This window comes from Nonomuraea sp. bgisy101, assembly GCF_057708945.1.
Window position 1 is genome coordinate 74,570 of record NZ_JBYITD010000038.1, and the last position, 16,712, is coordinate 91,281.

A 16,712-nucleotide genomic window follows, 5' to 3' on the forward strand; every position below is an offset into this window, starting at 1 on the left:
ATGCCGATGAGGACAGAGCTCGACCGTCTCGCGGGCGGGGCGCACCACGACCCGCATTCGATTCTCGGAGCGCACCTGGGCCAGGACGGGGTCACGTTCAGGACGCTGCGTCCGCTGGCCGAACAGGTCGAGGTGGTCTTCGACGACGAGGCACGGCCCATGAAGCATGTCGCTCACGGCGTGTTCGAGACGACGGTGACCGGGCTGGACAAGATCCCCGACTACCGGCTGCGAGTGCGCTACAGCGGCGGCGAGCCGTACGAGATGCGCGACCCCTACCGGCACTGGCCCACCCTGGGCGAGGTCGACCTGCACCTGGTCGGCGAGGGCAGGCACGAGCGGCTGTGGGAGGCGCTCGGCGCGCGGCCGATGCGCCACGAGGACGTCGACGGCACCGCATTCGCCGTCTGGGCGCCCAACGCGCGCGGCATCAGGGTCGTCGGCGACTTCAACCACTGGGACGGCGTGGCCCACCCGATGCGCTCGCTCGGCAGATCCGGCGTATGGGAGCTGTTCGTGCCAGGCGTGGCCGCCGGCGAGCGCTACAAGTTCCAGATCCTCGGCGCCGACGGGCTCTGGCGCGACAAGGCCGACCCGATGGCGCGCAGGACCGAGGTGCCGCCGCAGACCGCGTCGGTCGTCGACCAGTCCGACTACGTGTGGGGCGACTCCGACTGGATGACCGAGCGCGAGACCAAGGCCGCCCAGAAGCAGCCGATGAGCACCTACGAGGTCCACCTCGGCTCGTGGCGGCCGGGACTCGGCTACACCGAGCTGGCGACGCAGCTGGCCGACTACGTGCAGGACATGGGTTTCACGCACGTGGAGTTCCTGCCGGTGGCCGAGCACCCGTTCGGCGGCTCGTGGGGCTACCAGGTGACCTCCTACTACGCGCCGACCGCCCGCTTCGGCACCCCTGACGAGTTCCGCCACCTGGTCGACACGCTGCACCAGCGCGGCATCGGCGTCCTGCTCGACTGGGTGCCCGCGCACTTCCCGATGGACGACTGGGCGCTGGCCCGCTTCGACGGCACCCCGCTCTACGAGCACGCCGACCCCGCCCGCGGCGAGCACCCCGACTGGGGCACCTACGTCTTCGACTTCGGCCGCAACGAGGTGCGCAACTTCCTCGTGGCCAACGCGCTCTACTGGCTGAAGGAGTTCCACATCGACGGGCTGCGGGTGGACGCGGTCGCCTCGATGCTCTACCTCGACTACTCCAGGCGCGACGGCGAGTGGACGCCCAACATCTACGGCGGGCGCGAGAACCTCGACGCCGTGGAGTTCCTGAAGGAGATGAACACCGTCTGCTACAGGGAGGCGCCCGGCATCACGACGATCGCCGAGGAGTCGACCGCGTGGCCCGGCGTCTCGCGCCCCGTGCACCTCGGCGGGCTCGGATTCGGCTTCAAGTGGAACATGGGCTGGATGCACGACACCCTCGCCTACCTGCGCCACGAGCCGATCTTCCGGCAGTACCACCACCATCAGATGACGTTCTCGCTGATGTACGCCTACAGCGAGAACTTCGTCCTCCCGCTCTCCCACGACGAGGTCGTCCACGGGAAGGGCTCGCTGCTGGGCAAGATGCCGGGCGACGAGTGGCAGCGGTTCGCGCAGCTGCGGGCGCTGTTCGCGTTCATGTGGGCGCATCCGGGCAAGCAGCTGCTGTTCATGGGCGGCGAGTTCGGCCAGGGCTCGGAATGGTCGGAGGAGCGCGGGCTCGACTGGTGGGTCCTCGACTTCGACGGGCATCGCGGGGTGCAGAAGCTGGTCCGTGACCTCAACACGATCTACAGGGACACCCCTGCCCTCTGGGAGCAGGACACCACACCCGACGGTTTCCGGTGGATCGACGCCGACGACGCGCCCGGCAACGTCTTCTCCTTCCTCCGGCTGGGGAGGGACGGGTCCGCGGTGGCCTGCGTGGTCAACTTCAGCGGCAGTCCGCACGAGGAGTTCAGGCTCGGCCTGCCGTACGGCGGGCAGTGGGAGGAGCTGGTCAACACCGACGCGTTCGACTACTGGGGCAGCGGGGTGGGCAACCTCGGTTCGGTGGAGGCGTTCGAGGAGTCGCACCACGGCCAGCCGTACTCGACGACGCTGCGCGTGCCGCCACTGGGCGCGATCTGGCTGAAGTACACGCCGTCCGACCGCTCGGAGCTCGCGTGACGATGAACGTTTTCTGAGAAACCCCTGCACCCTCTGGGCTAAGCGGACAAAGCTCTCTACACTCCGAGATCACCACCCCTCGGAGGACGTGTGCGATTTCGACGCCTGATCGTGTGCTCGGTCCTGCTGGCCTTACTTCCCGCCGCACCCGCCGTCGCCGGTGAACCGCCCGCCACCCCTGCGCCGTCGCCGTCCCCCACGGTCGCCGAGGAGAAGCTCGAAGAGGGCTTAGCCGTCACCGAGGGCACGGCCAGGGTCATCGTCGAGCTCACCGACGCCGCGCAGACCGCGCCCGTCGCCGCGCAGGCCGCGGCCGAGGACGCCCAGGTGGTGCTCCAGCCGTCCGCCCAGCCGTTCATCGTCGTCGAGGGCACCGCGCAGGAACTGGCCGCGCTGGCCGAGGACCCGCGCGTCGCCTCCATCCACCGCGACCGTGCCTACCCGCCGGCCGCCATCTCCAGCCTCCCCGTGATCGGCGCGGACAAGGTCCACGCCACCGGCGCGACGGGCGCGGGACAGGCCGTCGCGATCCTCGACACCGGTATCGACCGCGACCACCCCTTCTTCGGCGGCCGGATCGTGGCCGAGGCGTGCTTCTCCTCCACCGAGTACGACGGCGTCGAGTCGCTGTGCCCCAACGGCCAGAGCCAGATGATCGGCACGGGCGCCGCCGACGCCGAATACGCCAAGTGCCTGCTGGGGAGCGAGAACCTCTGCGAGCACGGCACCCATGTCGCGGGCATCGCGGCGGGTGGCGGCGGCGTCGCCCCCGGGGCCGGCATCGTCGCGATCCAGGTGTTCAGCAGGGTCAACGACGAGGACGTGTGCGGCGCGGCGGCCTGCCTGATGGCCTTCGAGTCGTCGCTGCGCCTGGCCATGGACCATGTCGCCTCGCTCGCCCCCGCCACGCCCGTCGCGGCGCTGAACCTCAGCCTCGGCGGGCAGCTGTCCGACACCGCGTGCGACAGCAGCGAGGAGGGCCAGGTCTTCAAGCCGAAGATCGACGACCTGCTGTCCAAGGGTGTCGCGACCGTCGTCGCCGCCGGCAACGAGTACTTCACGGGGACGTCGTTCCCCGCGTGCGTCTCCTCCGCCGTCGCCGTGGGGGCGAGCAACAACAACGACGAGATCGCCGACTTCTCCAACACCGGGCCGCTGCTCGACCTGTTCGCGCCGGGCGTGGACATCGAGTCGTCGGTGCCCGACGACGTCATGGCGACCCACAGCGGCACCTCGATGGCCGCCCCGCACGTGGCGGGGGCGCTGGCCGTGCTGAAGGCGGCCTTCCCCGACCAGGCGATCGGCGCGCTGGTCGACAAGCTGAAGGCGACCGGCAGGCCGTTCTCCTACCGGGTCGACGGCGCCGAGGTGATCACCCCGCGCCTGGATCTCGCCGCCGCCATGACGGGTGCCGCGCCGCAGCCCACCGCCAGCCAGAGCGCCCCCGCTCCCGCTCCCGCTCCCGCTCCCTCGGCGAGCGGCCCCACGCCCGCGCCCTCGGACGAGGACCCGCAGGCCGGCGACTCCGACGATCCCGCCGACACGCCCGATCCGACGCCCATCCCGCTGCCGACCATCACGGTCACGGTGACCGTCACCGTGACGCCTTCGGCCGCGCCGGCCGCCGTGTGCACCCGTGGCACGGCAGGCACCGCGATGACCGCCAAGCAGTGGGCGGTGGAGCTCTACCGGGGGACGGGGCAGCTCTCCGACGAGACCCTGACCTGCTACCTGAAGCTGGCCCACAAGACGAGCAAGGTCTTCCCCGAGCTGACCAAGGCCTCGTCGCTCGGCAAGGCCTACAGGGTGCTGAAGCCGGCCAAGGGCGCCCGTGCCGCTCTCGACCGAGCGCTGCTGACGGCTTGGCTCAACTGGGCGCACGGCGCCACCTCGACGCTGGAGAAGGTCAACGCGGCGGAGAAGGTCAGGCTCGGCTCCACGTCGAGCGCCGCGCTGAAGAAGGCCGCCGCCTCCCTGGGCAAGTAACGGCACGTCATTCGTCAAGGCCGGTCCCGTACGGCGGGCCGGCCTTGCCACGTTACTCAAACGACATATCTACTCTCTTCTGACAACAAATGTCACATCTGTACACTCAGGCCTCACAAATTGGATCACCCCCTCGGAGGCACAGTGAGACTGCGGTCTCTCCTGGCTGCTGCGGCCACCCTCGCCGCCGTTTCTGCCGGGCTCATCCAAGCCCCCGCGCACGCCGCCGCGGACGACCCCATCAAGAAGATCGACCCTGCGGTCCGGATCAGTGGGACGCACCGCGCGATCGTCCAGGTGCAGAGCCCCGCGCAGGCCAAGTCGCTCGCCGCCACCGCCGAGGCGGTCACTCCCCGCGTCGACAACGTCGCCCCGACCCCCGACGCGCTCGCCGGCCGGCTCGACTTCTTCGTCTACGAAGGCACCGTCGACGAGTTCAAGAAGATCGCCGGCCAGGCGGACGTGGTCGCCATCCGCGAGGACCACCTCAACTCGCCGAACCTGGTCAGGAGCACCGCCATCATCGGCGCCGACAAGGCCCACGCCGGCGGCGTGACCGGCGCGGGCAAGGCGGTCGCCGTCCTCGACACCGGCATCGACGGCGACCATCCGTTCTTCGGCGGCCGCATCACCGCCGAGGCGTGCTTCTCCGCCGAGAACGCCGCCGACACCGCCACCTCCCTGTGCCCGAGCGGCGCCCCCTTCCAGATCGGAGCGGGCGCCGCCAACGCCACCACCGACGCGTGCATGAAGGACGTCCCGCCCGCCGACGCGGCCTTCGGGATCTGCGCGCACGGCTCCCACGTCGCCGGCATCGTCGCGGGCAAGTCGCACCCCACGCAGCGGGAGCCCTCCGACGGCGTCGCCCCGGGCGCCACCATCGTGCCCGTGCAGGTGTTCAGCAGGTTCGCCAACACCGAGTACTGCGGCGGCGCCGAGAACACCCCGTGCGTGCTGGCCTACGACTCCTCCATCCTCACCGGGATGGCCTACGTCAACACGATCGCCAAGCAGTACAACATCGTCTCGGTGAACCTCAGCCTCGGCGGCGGCAAGTACGACACCGCCTGCGACACCGGTGACGGCGCCGACTTCAAGGCCCGCGCCGACGAGCTGCTCGCCCAGGGCGTCGCCACCGTCGTCGCCGCGGGCAACGAGGGGCACGAGGCCTCGGTCTCCTGGCCCGCCTGCGTCTCCAACGTCGTGACCGTCGGCTCCACCGACGTCGAGTACCCGCAGGTCGGCACCCACACCGACGACATCTCCTCCTTCAGCAACCGCGGCGAGATGCTCGACCTCTTCGCGCCCGGCTGGCCGATCTTCTCCTCCGTGCCCGACAACAAGTACGCGGGCTTCGGCGGTACCTCGATGGCCGCCCCGCACGTCGCCGGTGCCTTCGCCCTGATGAGGGAGAAGCTGCCCACCGCATCGGTCGACGAGATCGTCGCCAAGCTCAGGGCGGCAGGCAAGCCCATCACCTACACCAGCGCAGGCAAGCAGGTCACCACTCCGCGTCTGGACGTCTGGAAGGCCCTGCCGCACGTCGAGTGCACCGCCACCTACGCCAACCGCGCCACCTGGCCCGGCGGGTTCCAGGCGAACGTCACCGTCAAGAACACCGGCAGCCTGCCCACCAAGAGCTGGAAGGTGAGCTGGACCTTCCCCGACGGCCAGAAGGTGCAGACCCTCTGGGAGGGCAAGTACACCCAGAGCGGGGCCGACGTCACCGTCACCAACACGCGGTGGAACGGCAAGCTCGCCGTGAACGCGACGACCCGGTTCGGGTTCAACGGGAAGCTGCCGCGCGGCGGGGCCAACAACCCGCCCGCCACGCTGACCTGCACCGCTGCCTGACCCAGCGCACCCGACCCCGGCCACGCCCGCACCCGCGGGCGTGGCCGTTCTGTCGTCGTTCGTCGCCCGTGCGCCGACATCCGTACGGCAGGCAGCGGCGCGCCCGTACGCCGGTGTCCGTACGGCAGGCCGGGTCATGCGCCACCGTGGGTGCGGAGCGGGTGTCCGGGACCGCGGGCCGCCGCACTCCCGTCCCGCAGAACCCTGACCGTCGGACCGCGGGAGCGGCGGCTGTCCGAGATGGGTGGGATGGGGGCGCTCGCGGGTGGAGGGTCGTCGCTTAGTGTGACATTTATGGACGCGACCAAGGTGATCGTTGACAGCGTTGACCGGTTCAGGCAGCGGCGCACCGCGCCGCTCGTTCTCGAACTGGACCTCACCGAGGGGCTGAACGAGGGCCCACCCACGGACCCGCTCGCCGCGATCCTCACCATGCGCAAGCCGCGCCTGGCCGACGTGCTGTCCGGCCTCAAGCGCGCCAGGGACGACTCCCGCGTCAAGGCGCTCATCGTCAAGATCGGCGGTGCTCCGCTCGGCCTCGCGATGGTTCAGGAACTGCGCCAGGCCGTCGTCCACTTCCGCTCGTCGGGCAAGCTGACCGTCGCCTTCGGCGAGACGTTCGGCGAGTTCGGACAGGGCACGATCCCCTACTACCTGGCCAGCGGCTTCGAACGCGTCTACCTCCAGCCGAGCGGCGATGTCGGGCTGACCGGCATCGCGCTCGAGCAGCGCTTCCTCAAGGGCACGCTGGACAAGCTCGGCATCGGCTACGAGGTCGGCAAGCGGCACGAGTACAAGACCGCGGCCAACACCTTCACCGAAGACCACATGACCGACGCCCACAAGGAGTCGTACGGCAGGCTCGCCGAGTCGATCATCGAGCAGGTCGTCGCGGGTGTGGCCGAAGGGCGCAGGCTCGACCCCGACAAGGTGCGGGAGCTGATCGACAGGGGCCCGTTCATCGGGAACGAGGCGGTCGAGGCGGGGCTCGTGGACAGGCTCGCCTACCGCGACGAGGTGTACGAGGAGGTCAAGCAGGCCGCGGGAGCCGACGCGCACCTGCAGTACGTCGCCAAGTACGCCCGCGCGCTCGCCATGCGCAAGCTGCCGCACCCGACCGCCGACAGTGTCGCGCTCGTCCACGGCCACGGCATGATCAAGCTCGGCCGCAGCGGGCGCAGCCCGCTCGGCGGTGGCGGCGCCATGGGCTCCGACACCGTCAGCGCGGCGATCAGGTCGGCGCGCAGGGACGACCACGTCAAGGCCGTGGTGTTCAGGGTCGACAGCCCCGGCGGCTCCTACGTGGCCTCCGACGCGGTGTGGCGGGAGATCGTGCTCACGCGCAAGGTCAAACCGGTGATCGTGTCGATGGGGGACGTGGCGGCGTCGGGCGGCTACTTCGTCTCGATGGCGGCCGACGTCATCGTCGCCCAGCCCGGCACGCTGACCGGGTCCATCGGCGTGTTCGGCGGCAAGGCGGTCCTCAACGGGCTCCTGCAGAAGGTCGGCGTGACCACCGACCTGATCCAGGAGGGTGCCAAGGCGGCGATGTTCTCCACCGTCCGGCCGTTCTCGCCAGAGGAGTGGGACAGGGTCAACGCCTGGCTCGACCGCATCTACGACGACTTCGTGGGCAAGGTGGCCGAGGGCCGCCACCTGACCAGGGAGCGGGCCCACGAGCTGGCCCGCGGACGGGTGTGGACGGGTGCCGACGCGCGCGAGCACGGCCTCGTGGACGAGCTCGGCGGGCTCGAGGACGCGCTGGGGATGGCGCGCAAGCGCGCGGGCCTGGCGTCGGACGCGCCGGTGCGAACCTACCCCCGCCTGCACCCGCTGGAGCGGCTGCGCGGTCCCGAGTCCAGCGAGGACAAGGCGGCGGCGCTGGCCAGGGTGCGGCTGGAGGCGTGGGGTCCGTTCGCCCGGCTCGCGGGCGAGCTGGGGCTTCCCGCGTACGGCCCGCTGCTGCTGCCGGGGGAGTTCGTCATCCGTTAGCGGCGCGTCCGGTCTACTCCCCCGTGGCGCCGTCGATGCGCTCGCGCAGGAGGTCGGCGTGGCCGTTGTGGCGGGCGTACTCCTCGATCATGTGGATGAGGATGTAGCGGTGCGAGTGGTGGTCGCCGCGGCGGTCGCGCTTGGCGAGGGCCTCGATCGGGGTGCCGGCCGAGACCTTGCGGCACTCCTCCACCTCCGCCCGCCACACGGCCAACGCCTCGTCCGCGGAGGCGCCGGCCACGTCGAACTCCACGTCGTCGACGTCGCTCCAGTAGACGGCGGGCAGGTCGGCGCCCTCCAGGACGCGGCGGAACCAGTAGCGTTCGACGTCCGTCATGTGGCGGACCAGGCCGAGCAGCGACATCGTCGACGGGGAGACCGATCGCTCGCGCAGCTGTTCCTGAGTCAGTCCTGCGCACTTGACGGCCAGGGTCTCCCGCTGCCAGTCGAGGAAGGTGGTCAGCAGCTCACGCTCGTCACCGGCCGCGGGGGGATCGATTCTCGGGTCAGTCATGCGGACATTCTGGTGCACCCCGGCCCGCCGGCCGGTTCAGTCGCCCGAACTGACCGCGAATCCGGTCAGCAGGGCCTCCACAGCGAAGGCGAACCGCTCCTCGTCGTCGGCGCCTTCGCCGGTACGGGCCGCGCGGACCAGCAGCGGATACTCCTGCTCGTCCAGCTCCGCCAGCCAGGCCGCCGACCCTGCCTCCCGCTCCCCTGCCTTCATCCCTGCCTCGGCCGCGGTGTGCCCGAGAACGAACACCGTCAGGGCGTTGACCGCGTCCACCGCCCGCCCGAGCGGGAACCCCGCCGAGACCAGGGCGGCCAGCCCGCGCTCCACCGCCGCGAGCGTGGCAGGAGTCACCGCCGGACGGGCCTGCAGCAACGGCAGTACAGCAGGGTGGCGCAGCAGAGTGGCCCGCAGCGGGCGTCCTCGGCACGCCGGCTTCCTTCCTCAGCGGGCGTCCACGGCACGCCGGCTGCTCCGCGCCAGGGGTGGCGGCGCTCGGTCGAAGGGGGCGCTTGCGCCGTAGGGCAGAATCGAGGGCGTGAGCGACATTCCTTCGCGGACCGCGGAGACGGCAGCGGGGGGTGCCGTGGACGGCGACCTGGCCCGGGCGCGGGACGGGGACGACATCGCCTTCACCCGCCTCGTCGAGCCGTTGCGCCGGGAGCTGCACGCCCACTGCTACCGCATGCTCGGCTCCACCCACGACGCCGACGACGCCCTGCAGGACGCCCTGCTGAGGGCGTGGAGGGGGCTGGCGCGGTTCGAGGGCCGCAGCTCGTTGCGCTCGTGGCTCTACACCGTGGCCACCCGTACCTGCCTGGACGTCATCGAAGCCCGGGGCAGGCGGGCCCTGCCCATGGATCTCGGCCCGTCCAGCGACCGGGTCGTGGTCGGGGACGTCCCGCTCACCGACGTCGCCTGGCTCGGCCCCTATCCCGACGCCGGGATAGCCGACGGCCCCGCCGGCCCTGACGCGCGCTACGAGCAGCGCGAGGCCGTCGAGCTCGCCTTCGTCGCCGCCCTTCAGCACCTGCCGGGCAACCAGCGGGCGGCGCTGCTGCTCTTCGAGGTGCTGGGCTTCGCCGCCGCCGAGATCGCCACCATGATGGAGACCTCGACCGCGTCGGTGAACAGCGCCCTGCAGCGTGCCCGCTCGATCGTGGCCGAGAAGATCCCCTCCCCCACGCAGCAGCGGACGCTGCGGGAGATCGGCGACGCGCGCCTGCGGGAGATCGTCGCCGAGTACTCCACCGCGCTGGAGCGCGGCGACGCCGACGCGCTGGTCGCGCTGCTCACCGAGGACGTCACCTGGTCGATGCCGCCACTGCCGCACTGGTACCGCGGCCTCGAGGCGGTCACCGACTTCGCCGTACGGGTCCCGCTGACCACGTGCGGCTCCTGGCGGCACCTTCCGACCGCCGCGAACGGCCAGGCCGCGGTGGCCTGCTACCGGTGGAACGACGACGCCGGCGCGCACCTCGGCTGGTCGATCAACGTGTTCGGCCTACGCGGCAGGCTGATCCGCGAGATCACCTCGTTCATCGGGCTCGACCACTTCGCGGCCTTCGGGCTGCCCGCCTCGCTGCCCTGAGCCTGGCGGCCCCGGCCGGTCGAGCCGGAGTCCCGCCGGTCGTGGTCGTCGGCTCCGGGCGGCCCGGAGACCACTGACCGCGGGAAGGCGGTCAGGCGGTGGCCCGCGGGGTGAGGAAGAAGGACTTGGCCCTGGTCAGCGCGTCATGGTCGGCCGCGATCTCGCCGGGACGGTTCGCGAATCCCAGCAGGGCGCCGCCCCAGCGCCCCCCGAAGTACTCGGCGCACAACCGCAGCGTCCCCACCATCGGGTCGGCCACCACCATGTCGTCATCGCTGACGGCGCTGATCGCCCACGTCGTCTTGTCGGCCATGCGGCGCCTGAAGTCGACCCCGGGCACGCGCAGCCACCCCGACCAGTAGTCGAGGTAGAGCTTGGTGGTCGCCGAAACGGTGTACCAGTAGAGCGGCGAGGCGATCACCAGGTCCGTGGCGTCGAGCGTGGCATCGAGCAGCACCCGCTCGTTCCCCTCGGGAACGGGGTACACGCCCTCCCCCGCGTGCCTGATGTCGTGGAACGGCGTCAGCGGCAGGTCGTCCAGGTGCAGCCAGCGCTGCTCGGCTCCCTCAGGGAGGTGTTCGGCCGCCGCCCTGGCCAGGGTCTCGGTGTTGCCACCCGGCCGCGCACTGCCCATCACGAAGAGGAATCTACGCTCGGTCATCCGCGCCTCCATCCCGAAATCTATGCACGTGCATATTACACGTCCACTTTCTCAGGACATAGGCACCTACACCGGGCGGTATCGCCCGCGGAGCCGTACGAGAGGAAGCGGGGTGGAGTCGACGTAGTCGACGGCGAGCACCCTGGCCACGAACAGCGTGTGATCACCCGCGGGCACCACCTGCGACGTCTCCACCTCCAGCGCGGCCACCCCTCCGTCGACGATGAGCGCCTCGCTGTGGGGGCCGCGGTGATGCGGGGTCCCGGCGACCAGATGGCGGGCGCTCGGACGGCCCGACGTGGCGAACCTGCTGGCGATGGCCGCCTGGTCCGCCGACAGCAGCGCGGCGGCCCAGCGGTCCTGCCTGAGGAGCACCTCGGTGAGATAGCCGCGGCTGCCCAGGCTGGCGAGCACGAGCGGCGGGTCGACGGAGACGGACATCAGAGCTGACACGGTGACACCGACGTCGTCCCTGCCATCCCGTACGGTTATCACGGCGACCCCCGCCGCGAGCTGCGCCATCGCCTCGGTGAACTCGCCCACCGGACCACCTTCGCACACATCGATCACGAACCCGGACGCCTCCGGCCAGATCGGCCGGAGGCGTCCATCGGCGTCCGTCTCCCGGTGTCCCGCCGGCCTCCAACGACCGGCCGGCGCCTCCGCCGCGCGCCCTCGGTGAAGGACCGTGCCTTCACCAGGGCTCACGAGGGTTACAGGAGGCCGTTGGTCGTCAGCCAGTCCTTCGCGACCGTCGCGGGGTCGTCCTTGTCCACCGAGATCTTCTGCATCATCTGCGTCAGGTTCTCCGTGGTCAGCTTGGCCGACACCGCGTTCAGCGTGGTCTTGATCGTGTCGTTCGCCGCCGCCTTGTTCACCAGCGGCGTCACGTTCTGGGCGCTGAAGACGTTCTTGGGGTCCTGCAGCGACACCATGCTGTTGATGATGATCTTCGGGTCGGTCGTGAAGACGTTGCCCGCCTGCACGGTCCCGTCCTTGATCGCGTCGGCCGTGGTGTCGCCGGTCGGCTTCCACTCCTTGAACTCCAGGCCGTAGACGTCCTTGAACTGCTGCTCACGACGCTTCTTGAACTCCGGGGGACCGCCGACGGCCATGTCCTTGGACACCTTGGCGAGGTCCTCGATGGTGGTCAGCTTGTACTGGTCGGCCGTCGCCTTGGTGACCGTCAGCGAGTCGTTGTCCTGCGCCGGAGAGGAGTCGAGGATCTCGAGCTCGGCGGGCAGCTTGCTCTTGAGCTCGCCGTTGACCTGCTCCGTCGACGCCGCGGTCGACTTGGGGTCGACGAAGAACAGCAGCGCGCCGTTGTACTCGGGCAGGACCGTCAGCCCGCCGCTCTGGACCTGGCTGTAGATGACCTCGCGGCTGCCGATGTTCGGCTTCTCCGTGACGTTCACGCCCTTGGCCTTGAGCGCCTGGGCGTAGATGGAGCCCAGCAGGACGCTCTCGGGGAAGTTGAACGAGCCCACGACCGCCGTGCCCCCGCCCGCCGCGGGCGCGGACCCCGACGGGGCCGCGCTGGCGGAGGTGGTGTCCAGCGGGTTTCCGCCGCTGCCGCCGCCACCACAGGCGGACAGGGTGAGCATCGCCGAGAGCAGCACCGCCGCGGTGCCGAATATGCGCCTCATGCTTAATTCCCTTCTAAACGGGGGGTATTGGAGAGATTATCGAACCCGCAGTCGCTGGCTCACCCCCGGGGACACCGTCACCCTCTGCGCGAGGGTGAACAGCCCCTGCACTGCCAGGGCGAAGGCGACGATCAGTACCGAACCGCCGACCACGCTCTCGTAGTCCTGTGTCGCCAATCCGTCGATGATGTAACGTCCGAGCCCGCCGAGACCGACGTAAGCGGCCACCGCGGCCGTCGCCACGACCTGGACCGCCGCCAACCGGAGGCCGAGCATGACGAGCGGCAGCGCGACCGGCACGAGCACCTTGAACAGCACCTGCGGGCCGCGCAGCCCCATCCCGTAGGCGGCGTCGCGCAACTCGGGGTCGACGCCCCTGATGCCCTCGAAGGTGTTGACCAGGATCGGCGGTACGGCCAGCGCCACCAGCGGGATCAGCACCGGCCAGATGGAGGCGGTGCCGAGCAGCAGGACGATCAGCACGAGCAGGCCGAGTGTGGGCAGCGCCCTGGCCAGGTTCGCGCTGACGACCACGATCAGCGAGCCACGTCCCGTGTGCCCGACCAGCAGGCCGAGCGGGATCCCGATGAGGGCGGCGAGGACGAGGGCGGCGACGGAGAAGCCCAGGTGCTCCAGCAGCCGCACGGGGATCGCGCCGGACCCCGACCAGTTGGCCGGGTCGGTGAAGAAGTCGATGATCCAGTTCACGACGCCCTCCTGGCCCGCACCCATGGCGTGAGCAGGCGTTGCGCGGTCAGCACGATCCCGTCGCCGACCAGGGCGAGCAGCACGATGAGCACGATGCCGGCGATGGCGGGAGTGTAGAAGTCACGCTGGAAGGCGTCGGTGAACAGGTTGCCCAGCCCGCCCTGCCCGATGAGCGCGCCGACGCTGACCAGGCTGATGCTGGAGACGGTGACCACGCGCAGGCCTGCGAGCACGACCGGCACCGCGATCGGCAGCTCGACCTGCACCAGGCGGCGGAGCGGCGTGAATCCCATGGCCACCGCCGACTGCCTGACGTGGTCGGGCACCGATCCCATGCCGTCGACGACGGCGGGGACCAGGACGGCGAGCGCGTAGAAGGTCAGCGGGATGATCACGGTCAGCTGGGTGAGCCCCGTCTCGGGGATCAGCAGCATGAACAGCGGTAGCGAGGGCAGCGCGTAGATCACGTTCATGACGCCCGCGGTGGGCTGGTAGAGGAAGCGCCAGCGCACGCACGCGAGCCCGAGCGGTACCGCGACGAGCAGCCCGAGCAGAACGGGCACCAGGGACATCACGACGTGCGCCTGGAGGAGGTTGACGATGCTGTTCGGCGAGTCCGAGTTCCAGTTGCTCTCGACCCAGCTCCACCTGAACAGCGGCTGGCCGTCGTCATCCATCGGCGGCCTCCGCCAGCGCCGCGTCGAGCGCCTCCCTCGTCGCGATGCCCACGACCTTGCCCTCGGGATCGACGGCCACCGCCTGCCCCGACGGCGAGAGCAGGGCGGCGTCGAGCGCCGCGCGCAGGGAGTCCTTGCCGTGGACGTAGGTGCCGAACGGCTCGTCGCTTCCCTGCCAGCCGACCGGCCTGCCGTCCTCGGAGACGACCATCAGCAGGCCGTCGGACGCGGCGGCCGACCCGGACGCGGCGGAGGAGGAGACGACCAGGTCCGTGCGCAGCCGCAGGTGCTCGGTGGAGATGAACGACAGCCGCCTGATGCCGCGGTCCCTGCCGAGGAACTCCCGCACGAAGTCGTCGGCGGGCTCCGACAGCAGCGTCTTGGGCGCGGCGAACTGCGCGAGCTTGCCGCCGACGCGCAGCACGGCCACCTTGTCGCCGAGCTTGATCGCCTCGTCGATGTCGTGGGTGACGAAGACGATGGTCTTGTTCAGCTCGGACTGCAGCCTGAGCAGTTCCTCCTGCAGCGAGGTGCGGACGATGGGGTCCACCGCGCTGAACGGCTCGTCCATCAGCAGCACGGGAGGGTCGGCCGCCAGCGCTCGGGCGACGCCGACACGCTGCTGCTGGCCGCCGGAGAGCTGGAAGGGGTAGCGCTGGGCCATCTTGGGATCGAGCCCGACCCGTTCCAGCAGTTCCATGGCCCGGTCACGGGCCTTCTTCTTGTCCCAGCCCAGCAGGTACGGCACGGTCGCCACGTTGTCGACGATCTTGCGATGCGGGAACAGGCCCGCCTGCTGGATGACGTAGCCGATGCCGCGCCGCAACGTCGGGGGATCGATCTTCTTGACATCGGCGCCGTCGAGCAGGATCTGCCCCTCGGTGGCGTCGATCATCCGATTGATCATCCGTAGCGTCGTCGTCTTGCCGCATCCGGAGGGGCCGACGAGGACGGTGATCCGCCCTGTCTCCGCTTCGATGGACAGATCGTCGACGGCCACGAAGCCATCGGGGTATCGCTTGGTGACGGAGTCAAATGTGATCATGCGCGACCTCTCGCTCGACCGGCGGGGCCGCGGCCCGCCCCATGATCTCTGGTCGACAGACTACGGCGAGCGATCCTCTTGTGTCCCGTTGCCCCCAAGCTGAAACGCTTCACTGGGCTATCAAATGGGCATCCAAGGGTGCATTCCGCCTCGGCAACCGGCATGATTGCCTGCAACACTCCGACGCCGCCCCCTCATCCCCAGCGTCCACTTTTCTTTCAGAGGAATTCGGCCCCGTGACCCACCCGCTCACCGATCAGCGATCTCGCGAGGATCTGATCGCCGAGCTCTACGACCGTCACGCCGCCGGGCTGTTCGCTTACTGCGCGGACCAGCTCGGCGACCCGGGCTCCGCCTCCGACGCGCTGGATGCCGTCCTTTCCAGCGTGCCTTCCGTGGAGCCGCCGCGTGCCGCGCTGTACGCGCTCGCGCGGCGGGAGATCTTCCGCCGCGACATCGTCTACGCGCCGCCTGTCATCGATCCCCTCATCGACCCGGCCACCGCACTGGTCGAGCGCGTCCTGCGCGATCTTCGCCCGCACCAGCGCGAAGTACTCGTCCTGTCCATCGTCATCGGGTTGACCGACGCCGAGCTGGCCTGGGTGCTCGACGTGGCCAAGGACACCGCCGTCGAGCTGATCCAGAACGCCGCGCTCCGCTTCCGCCAGTCGCTGCTGTCCGCGCTGGCCGCCGCCGGCCCTCGACCGGCTCAGCAGGTGGCCGAGGTGTACGGCGCGCTGGGCGTGGCGCCGCTGCGCGACGTGCTCGGCCGCCTTCCGTGGCGCCCGCCGCCCGCCGCCGTCAGGGAGCGACTGCTCGGCCCGCGCCCTGCCCCGGCGAGCACGGTTCCCGTGCCCAGGACCGGTTCGCTGTTCGTCAAGCCGATGTGGCCGACGACCCCCGTCTGGCCTGTCCCGCTCGGCGACACCGATCCCGCGACCAGCACGGGGCTGTTCCCGACCGAGCTGCTCACGCCGCCGGACTCGTCGCGCGTCCCGCCCCACGAGGCGGCGACGGCGCCGATGCCGAAGCTGCGCGACACGCTCACCGCACGCCCGCCCCTGCTGTCGGCCCCCACTCCGGCCGACGTGCTCGAGGCGCCGCCGACGTGGGACGCCTTCAGCAAGCCCACCCCGGCACCGGACCCCTCACCCGCCGCGGCGCCCAGGGCCCTGGCGGGCGGCGACATCCTGGACGACACGTGGACCGCGGCGCCGCCCCTCGTGGAGGTGGCCGACGACCCTACGGACGTGCCGATGCGCGCCCGCGACCGGTCGGCCCTCGCCGACCTGCTCGTACACAAGGGCGAACCACGCAAGGACGCCACCGACCGGCTCGCGCCCAGGAGCGAGACGGAGAAGAAGCCCGCGGACCTGCTCGTGCACCAGGCGGAGCCGCGGAAGGAGCCCGCGGACCTGTTCGTGCCGCGCAAGCCGGCGAAGGAGCCCGTCTACGTCCTGCCTCCCGCGCCGGAGGAGATCGCTCCCCTCCCTGTGGAGGAGGAGGCGTCGACCGCGGCCGCCGAGCCGGTACGGCCCGCCGTACCGCAGGCCCCGGACAAGCCCGCGGCCAAGAAGCCCGCGAGCACGAAACCCGCGAGCGGAAGGCCCACGAGCAAGAAGCCCGCGAACGGCAAGCCCGCGAGCACGAAGCCCGCGAGCACGAAGGCCGCGAGCACGAAGGCCGCCCCGAAGAAGGCGGCTGCGAAGAAGGCCGCGAGCAAGAAGAAGGGCAGGCGGCGCACCCGGCACCACGACTGGGCCTTCGAGCTGATCGGCTTCGTGGTGTGCTTGGCGATCGCGATGCTGGTGTTCTTCTGGATCCCGATGTAGGTCCGTGGGGGGGGGGGGGGGGGGGGGGGGGGAGGGA

General features: G+C 70.6%; 14 protein-coding genes. 6 read left to right on the forward strand and 8 right to left on the reverse strand.

Annotation, left to right across the window (positions count from 1 at the left end; genetic code table 11):
* The first annotated feature begins 6 nt into the window (after positions 1-6).
* The 4 genes from glgB to sppA all read left to right on the forward strand — a co-directional run bounded on the left by glgB (position 7) and on the right by sppA (position 8,004).
* Entirely contained in the window at positions 7-2,172 is a 2,166-nt protein-coding gene (gene glgB / locus AC3EO4_RS46040; RefSeq protein WP_379576185.1) for a 1,4-alpha-glucan branching protein GlgB, read from the forward strand.
* A 90-nt stretch (positions 2,173-2,262) separates the two neighbouring features.
* Positions 2,263-4,158, forward strand: coding sequence for a S8 family peptidase (locus tag AC3EO4_RS46045; RefSeq protein ID WP_431902263.1), 1,896 nt, complete (start codon positions 2,263-2,265; stop codon positions 4,156-4,158).
* A gap of 144 nt (positions 4,159-4,302) precedes the next feature.
* The gene (locus AC3EO4_RS46050) at positions 4,303-6,012 is read left to right on the forward strand and encodes a S8 family peptidase (protein ID WP_431902266.1); all 1,710 of its coding nucleotides are present in this window, start codon (positions 4,303-4,305) and stop codon (positions 6,010-6,012) included.
* A 294-nt stretch (positions 6,013-6,306) separates the two neighbouring features.
* Positions 6,307-8,004 (forward strand): signal peptide peptidase SppA, encoded by a 1,698-nt coding sequence (sppA, locus tag AC3EO4_RS46055; protein WP_379576188.1) that lies wholly within the window; start codon positions 6,307-6,309, stop codon positions 8,002-8,004.
* Positions 8,005-8,017: 13 nt separating this feature from the next.
* On the opposite strand, the gene AC3EO4_RS46060 is transcribed toward sppA, so the two are convergent.
* Both AC3EO4_RS46060 and AC3EO4_RS46065 read right to left on the reverse strand, forming a co-directional pair.
* The gene (locus AC3EO4_RS46060) at positions 8,018-8,518 is read right to left on the reverse strand and encodes a DinB family protein (RefSeq protein ID WP_379576189.1); all 501 of its coding nucleotides are present in this window, start codon (positions 8,516-8,518) and stop codon (positions 8,018-8,020) included.
* A gap of 36 nt (positions 8,519-8,554) precedes the next feature.
* On the reverse strand, positions 8,555-8,929 hold the full coding sequence (locus AC3EO4_RS46065; protein ID WP_431902277.1) for a TetR/AcrR family transcriptional regulator C-terminal domain-containing protein: 375 nt from the start codon (positions 8,927-8,929) through the stop codon (positions 8,555-8,557).
* Positions 8,930-9,053: 124 nt separating this feature from the next.
* Here AC3EO4_RS46065 and AC3EO4_RS46070 point away from each other — a divergent pair, with 124 nt between their 5' ends.
* A complete protein-coding gene (locus AC3EO4_RS46070) occupies positions 9,054-10,106 on the forward strand; it encodes a sigma-70 family RNA polymerase sigma factor (RefSeq protein WP_431902268.1) in 1,053 nt (350 codons plus the stop codon).
* 91 nt (positions 10,107-10,197) lie between these two features.
* On the opposite strand, the gene AC3EO4_RS46075 is transcribed toward AC3EO4_RS46070, so the two are convergent.
* The 6 genes from AC3EO4_RS46075 to AC3EO4_RS46100 all read right to left on the reverse strand — a co-directional run bounded on the left by AC3EO4_RS46075 (position 10,198) and on the right by AC3EO4_RS46100 (position 14,843).
* Entirely contained in the window at positions 10,198-10,767 is a 570-nt protein-coding gene (locus tag AC3EO4_RS46075) for a flavodoxin family protein (RefSeq protein ID WP_379576192.1), read from the reverse strand.
* Positions 10,768-10,833: 66 nt separating this feature from the next.
* Complete coding sequence (locus AC3EO4_RS46080; protein WP_379576193.1) at positions 10,834-11,310, reverse strand: flavin reductase family protein; 477 nt, start codon at positions 11,308-11,310, stop codon at positions 10,834-10,836.
* Positions 11,311-11,480: 170 nt separating this feature from the next.
* On the reverse strand, positions 11,481-12,413 hold the full coding sequence (locus AC3EO4_RS46085) for an ABC transporter substrate-binding protein (RefSeq protein WP_379576194.1): 933 nt from the start codon (positions 12,411-12,413) through the stop codon (positions 11,481-11,483).
* A gap of 36 nt (positions 12,414-12,449) precedes the next feature.
* The gene (locus AC3EO4_RS46090) at positions 12,450-13,145 is read right to left on the reverse strand and encodes an ABC transporter permease (protein WP_379576195.1); all 696 of its coding nucleotides are present in this window, start codon (positions 13,143-13,145) and stop codon (positions 12,450-12,452) included.
* Positions 13,118-13,798: an ABC transporter permease gene (locus AC3EO4_RS46095; RefSeq protein ID WP_379576196.1), complete on the reverse strand. Its 681-nt coding sequence runs from the start codon at positions 13,796-13,798 to the stop codon at positions 13,118-13,120. The genes AC3EO4_RS46090 and AC3EO4_RS46095 overlap by 28 nt, the downstream gene beginning before the upstream one ends.
* Positions 13,791-14,843, reverse strand: a complete 1,053-nt coding sequence (locus tag AC3EO4_RS46100; protein ID WP_431902272.1) for an ABC transporter ATP-binding protein — start codon at positions 14,841-14,843, stop codon at positions 13,791-13,793. The genes AC3EO4_RS46095 and AC3EO4_RS46100 overlap by 8 nt, the downstream gene beginning before the upstream one ends.
* Positions 14,844-15,079: 236 nt before the next feature.
* Between AC3EO4_RS46100 and AC3EO4_RS46105 the strand changes: the two genes are divergently transcribed.
* A complete protein-coding gene (locus tag AC3EO4_RS46105; RefSeq protein WP_431902273.1) occupies positions 15,080-16,675 on the forward strand; it encodes an RNA polymerase sigma factor in 1,596 nt (531 codons plus the stop codon).
* Positions 16,676-16,712 lie beyond the last annotated feature (37 nt).

Excerpts from the sequence above, each read along its gene's own strand:
- AC3EO4_RS46085 (WP_379576194.1), bottom strand. The coding sequence starts at position 12,413 with ATGAGGCGCATATTCGGCACCGCGGCGGTGCTGCTCTCGGCGATGCTC.
- AC3EO4_RS46075 (WP_379576192.1), bottom strand. The coding sequence starts at position 10,767 with ATGACCGAGCGTAGATTCCTCTTCGTGATGGGCAGTGCGCGGCCGGGT.
- sppA (WP_379576188.1), top strand. The coding sequence starts at position 6,307 with ATGGACGCGACCAAGGTGATCGTTGACAGCGTTGACCGGTTCAGGCAG.
- AC3EO4_RS46095 (WP_379576196.1), bottom strand. The coding sequence starts at position 13,798 with ATGGATGACGACGGCCAGCCGCTGTTCAGGTGGAGCTGGGTCGAGAGC.
- AC3EO4_RS46100 (WP_431902272.1), bottom strand. The coding sequence starts at position 14,843 with ATGATCACATTTGACTCCGTCACCAAGCGATACCCCGATGGCTTCGTG.
- AC3EO4_RS46090 (WP_379576195.1), bottom strand. The coding sequence starts at position 13,145 with ATGGGTGCGGGCCAGGAGGGCGTCGTGAACTGGATCATCGACTTCTTC.
- AC3EO4_RS46060 (WP_379576189.1), bottom strand. The coding sequence starts at position 8,518 with ATGACTGACCCGAGAATCGATCCCCCCGCGGCCGGTGACGAGCGTGAG.
- glgB (WP_379576185.1), top strand. The coding sequence starts at position 7 with ATGAGGACAGAGCTCGACCGTCTCGCGGGCGGGGCGCACCACGACCCG.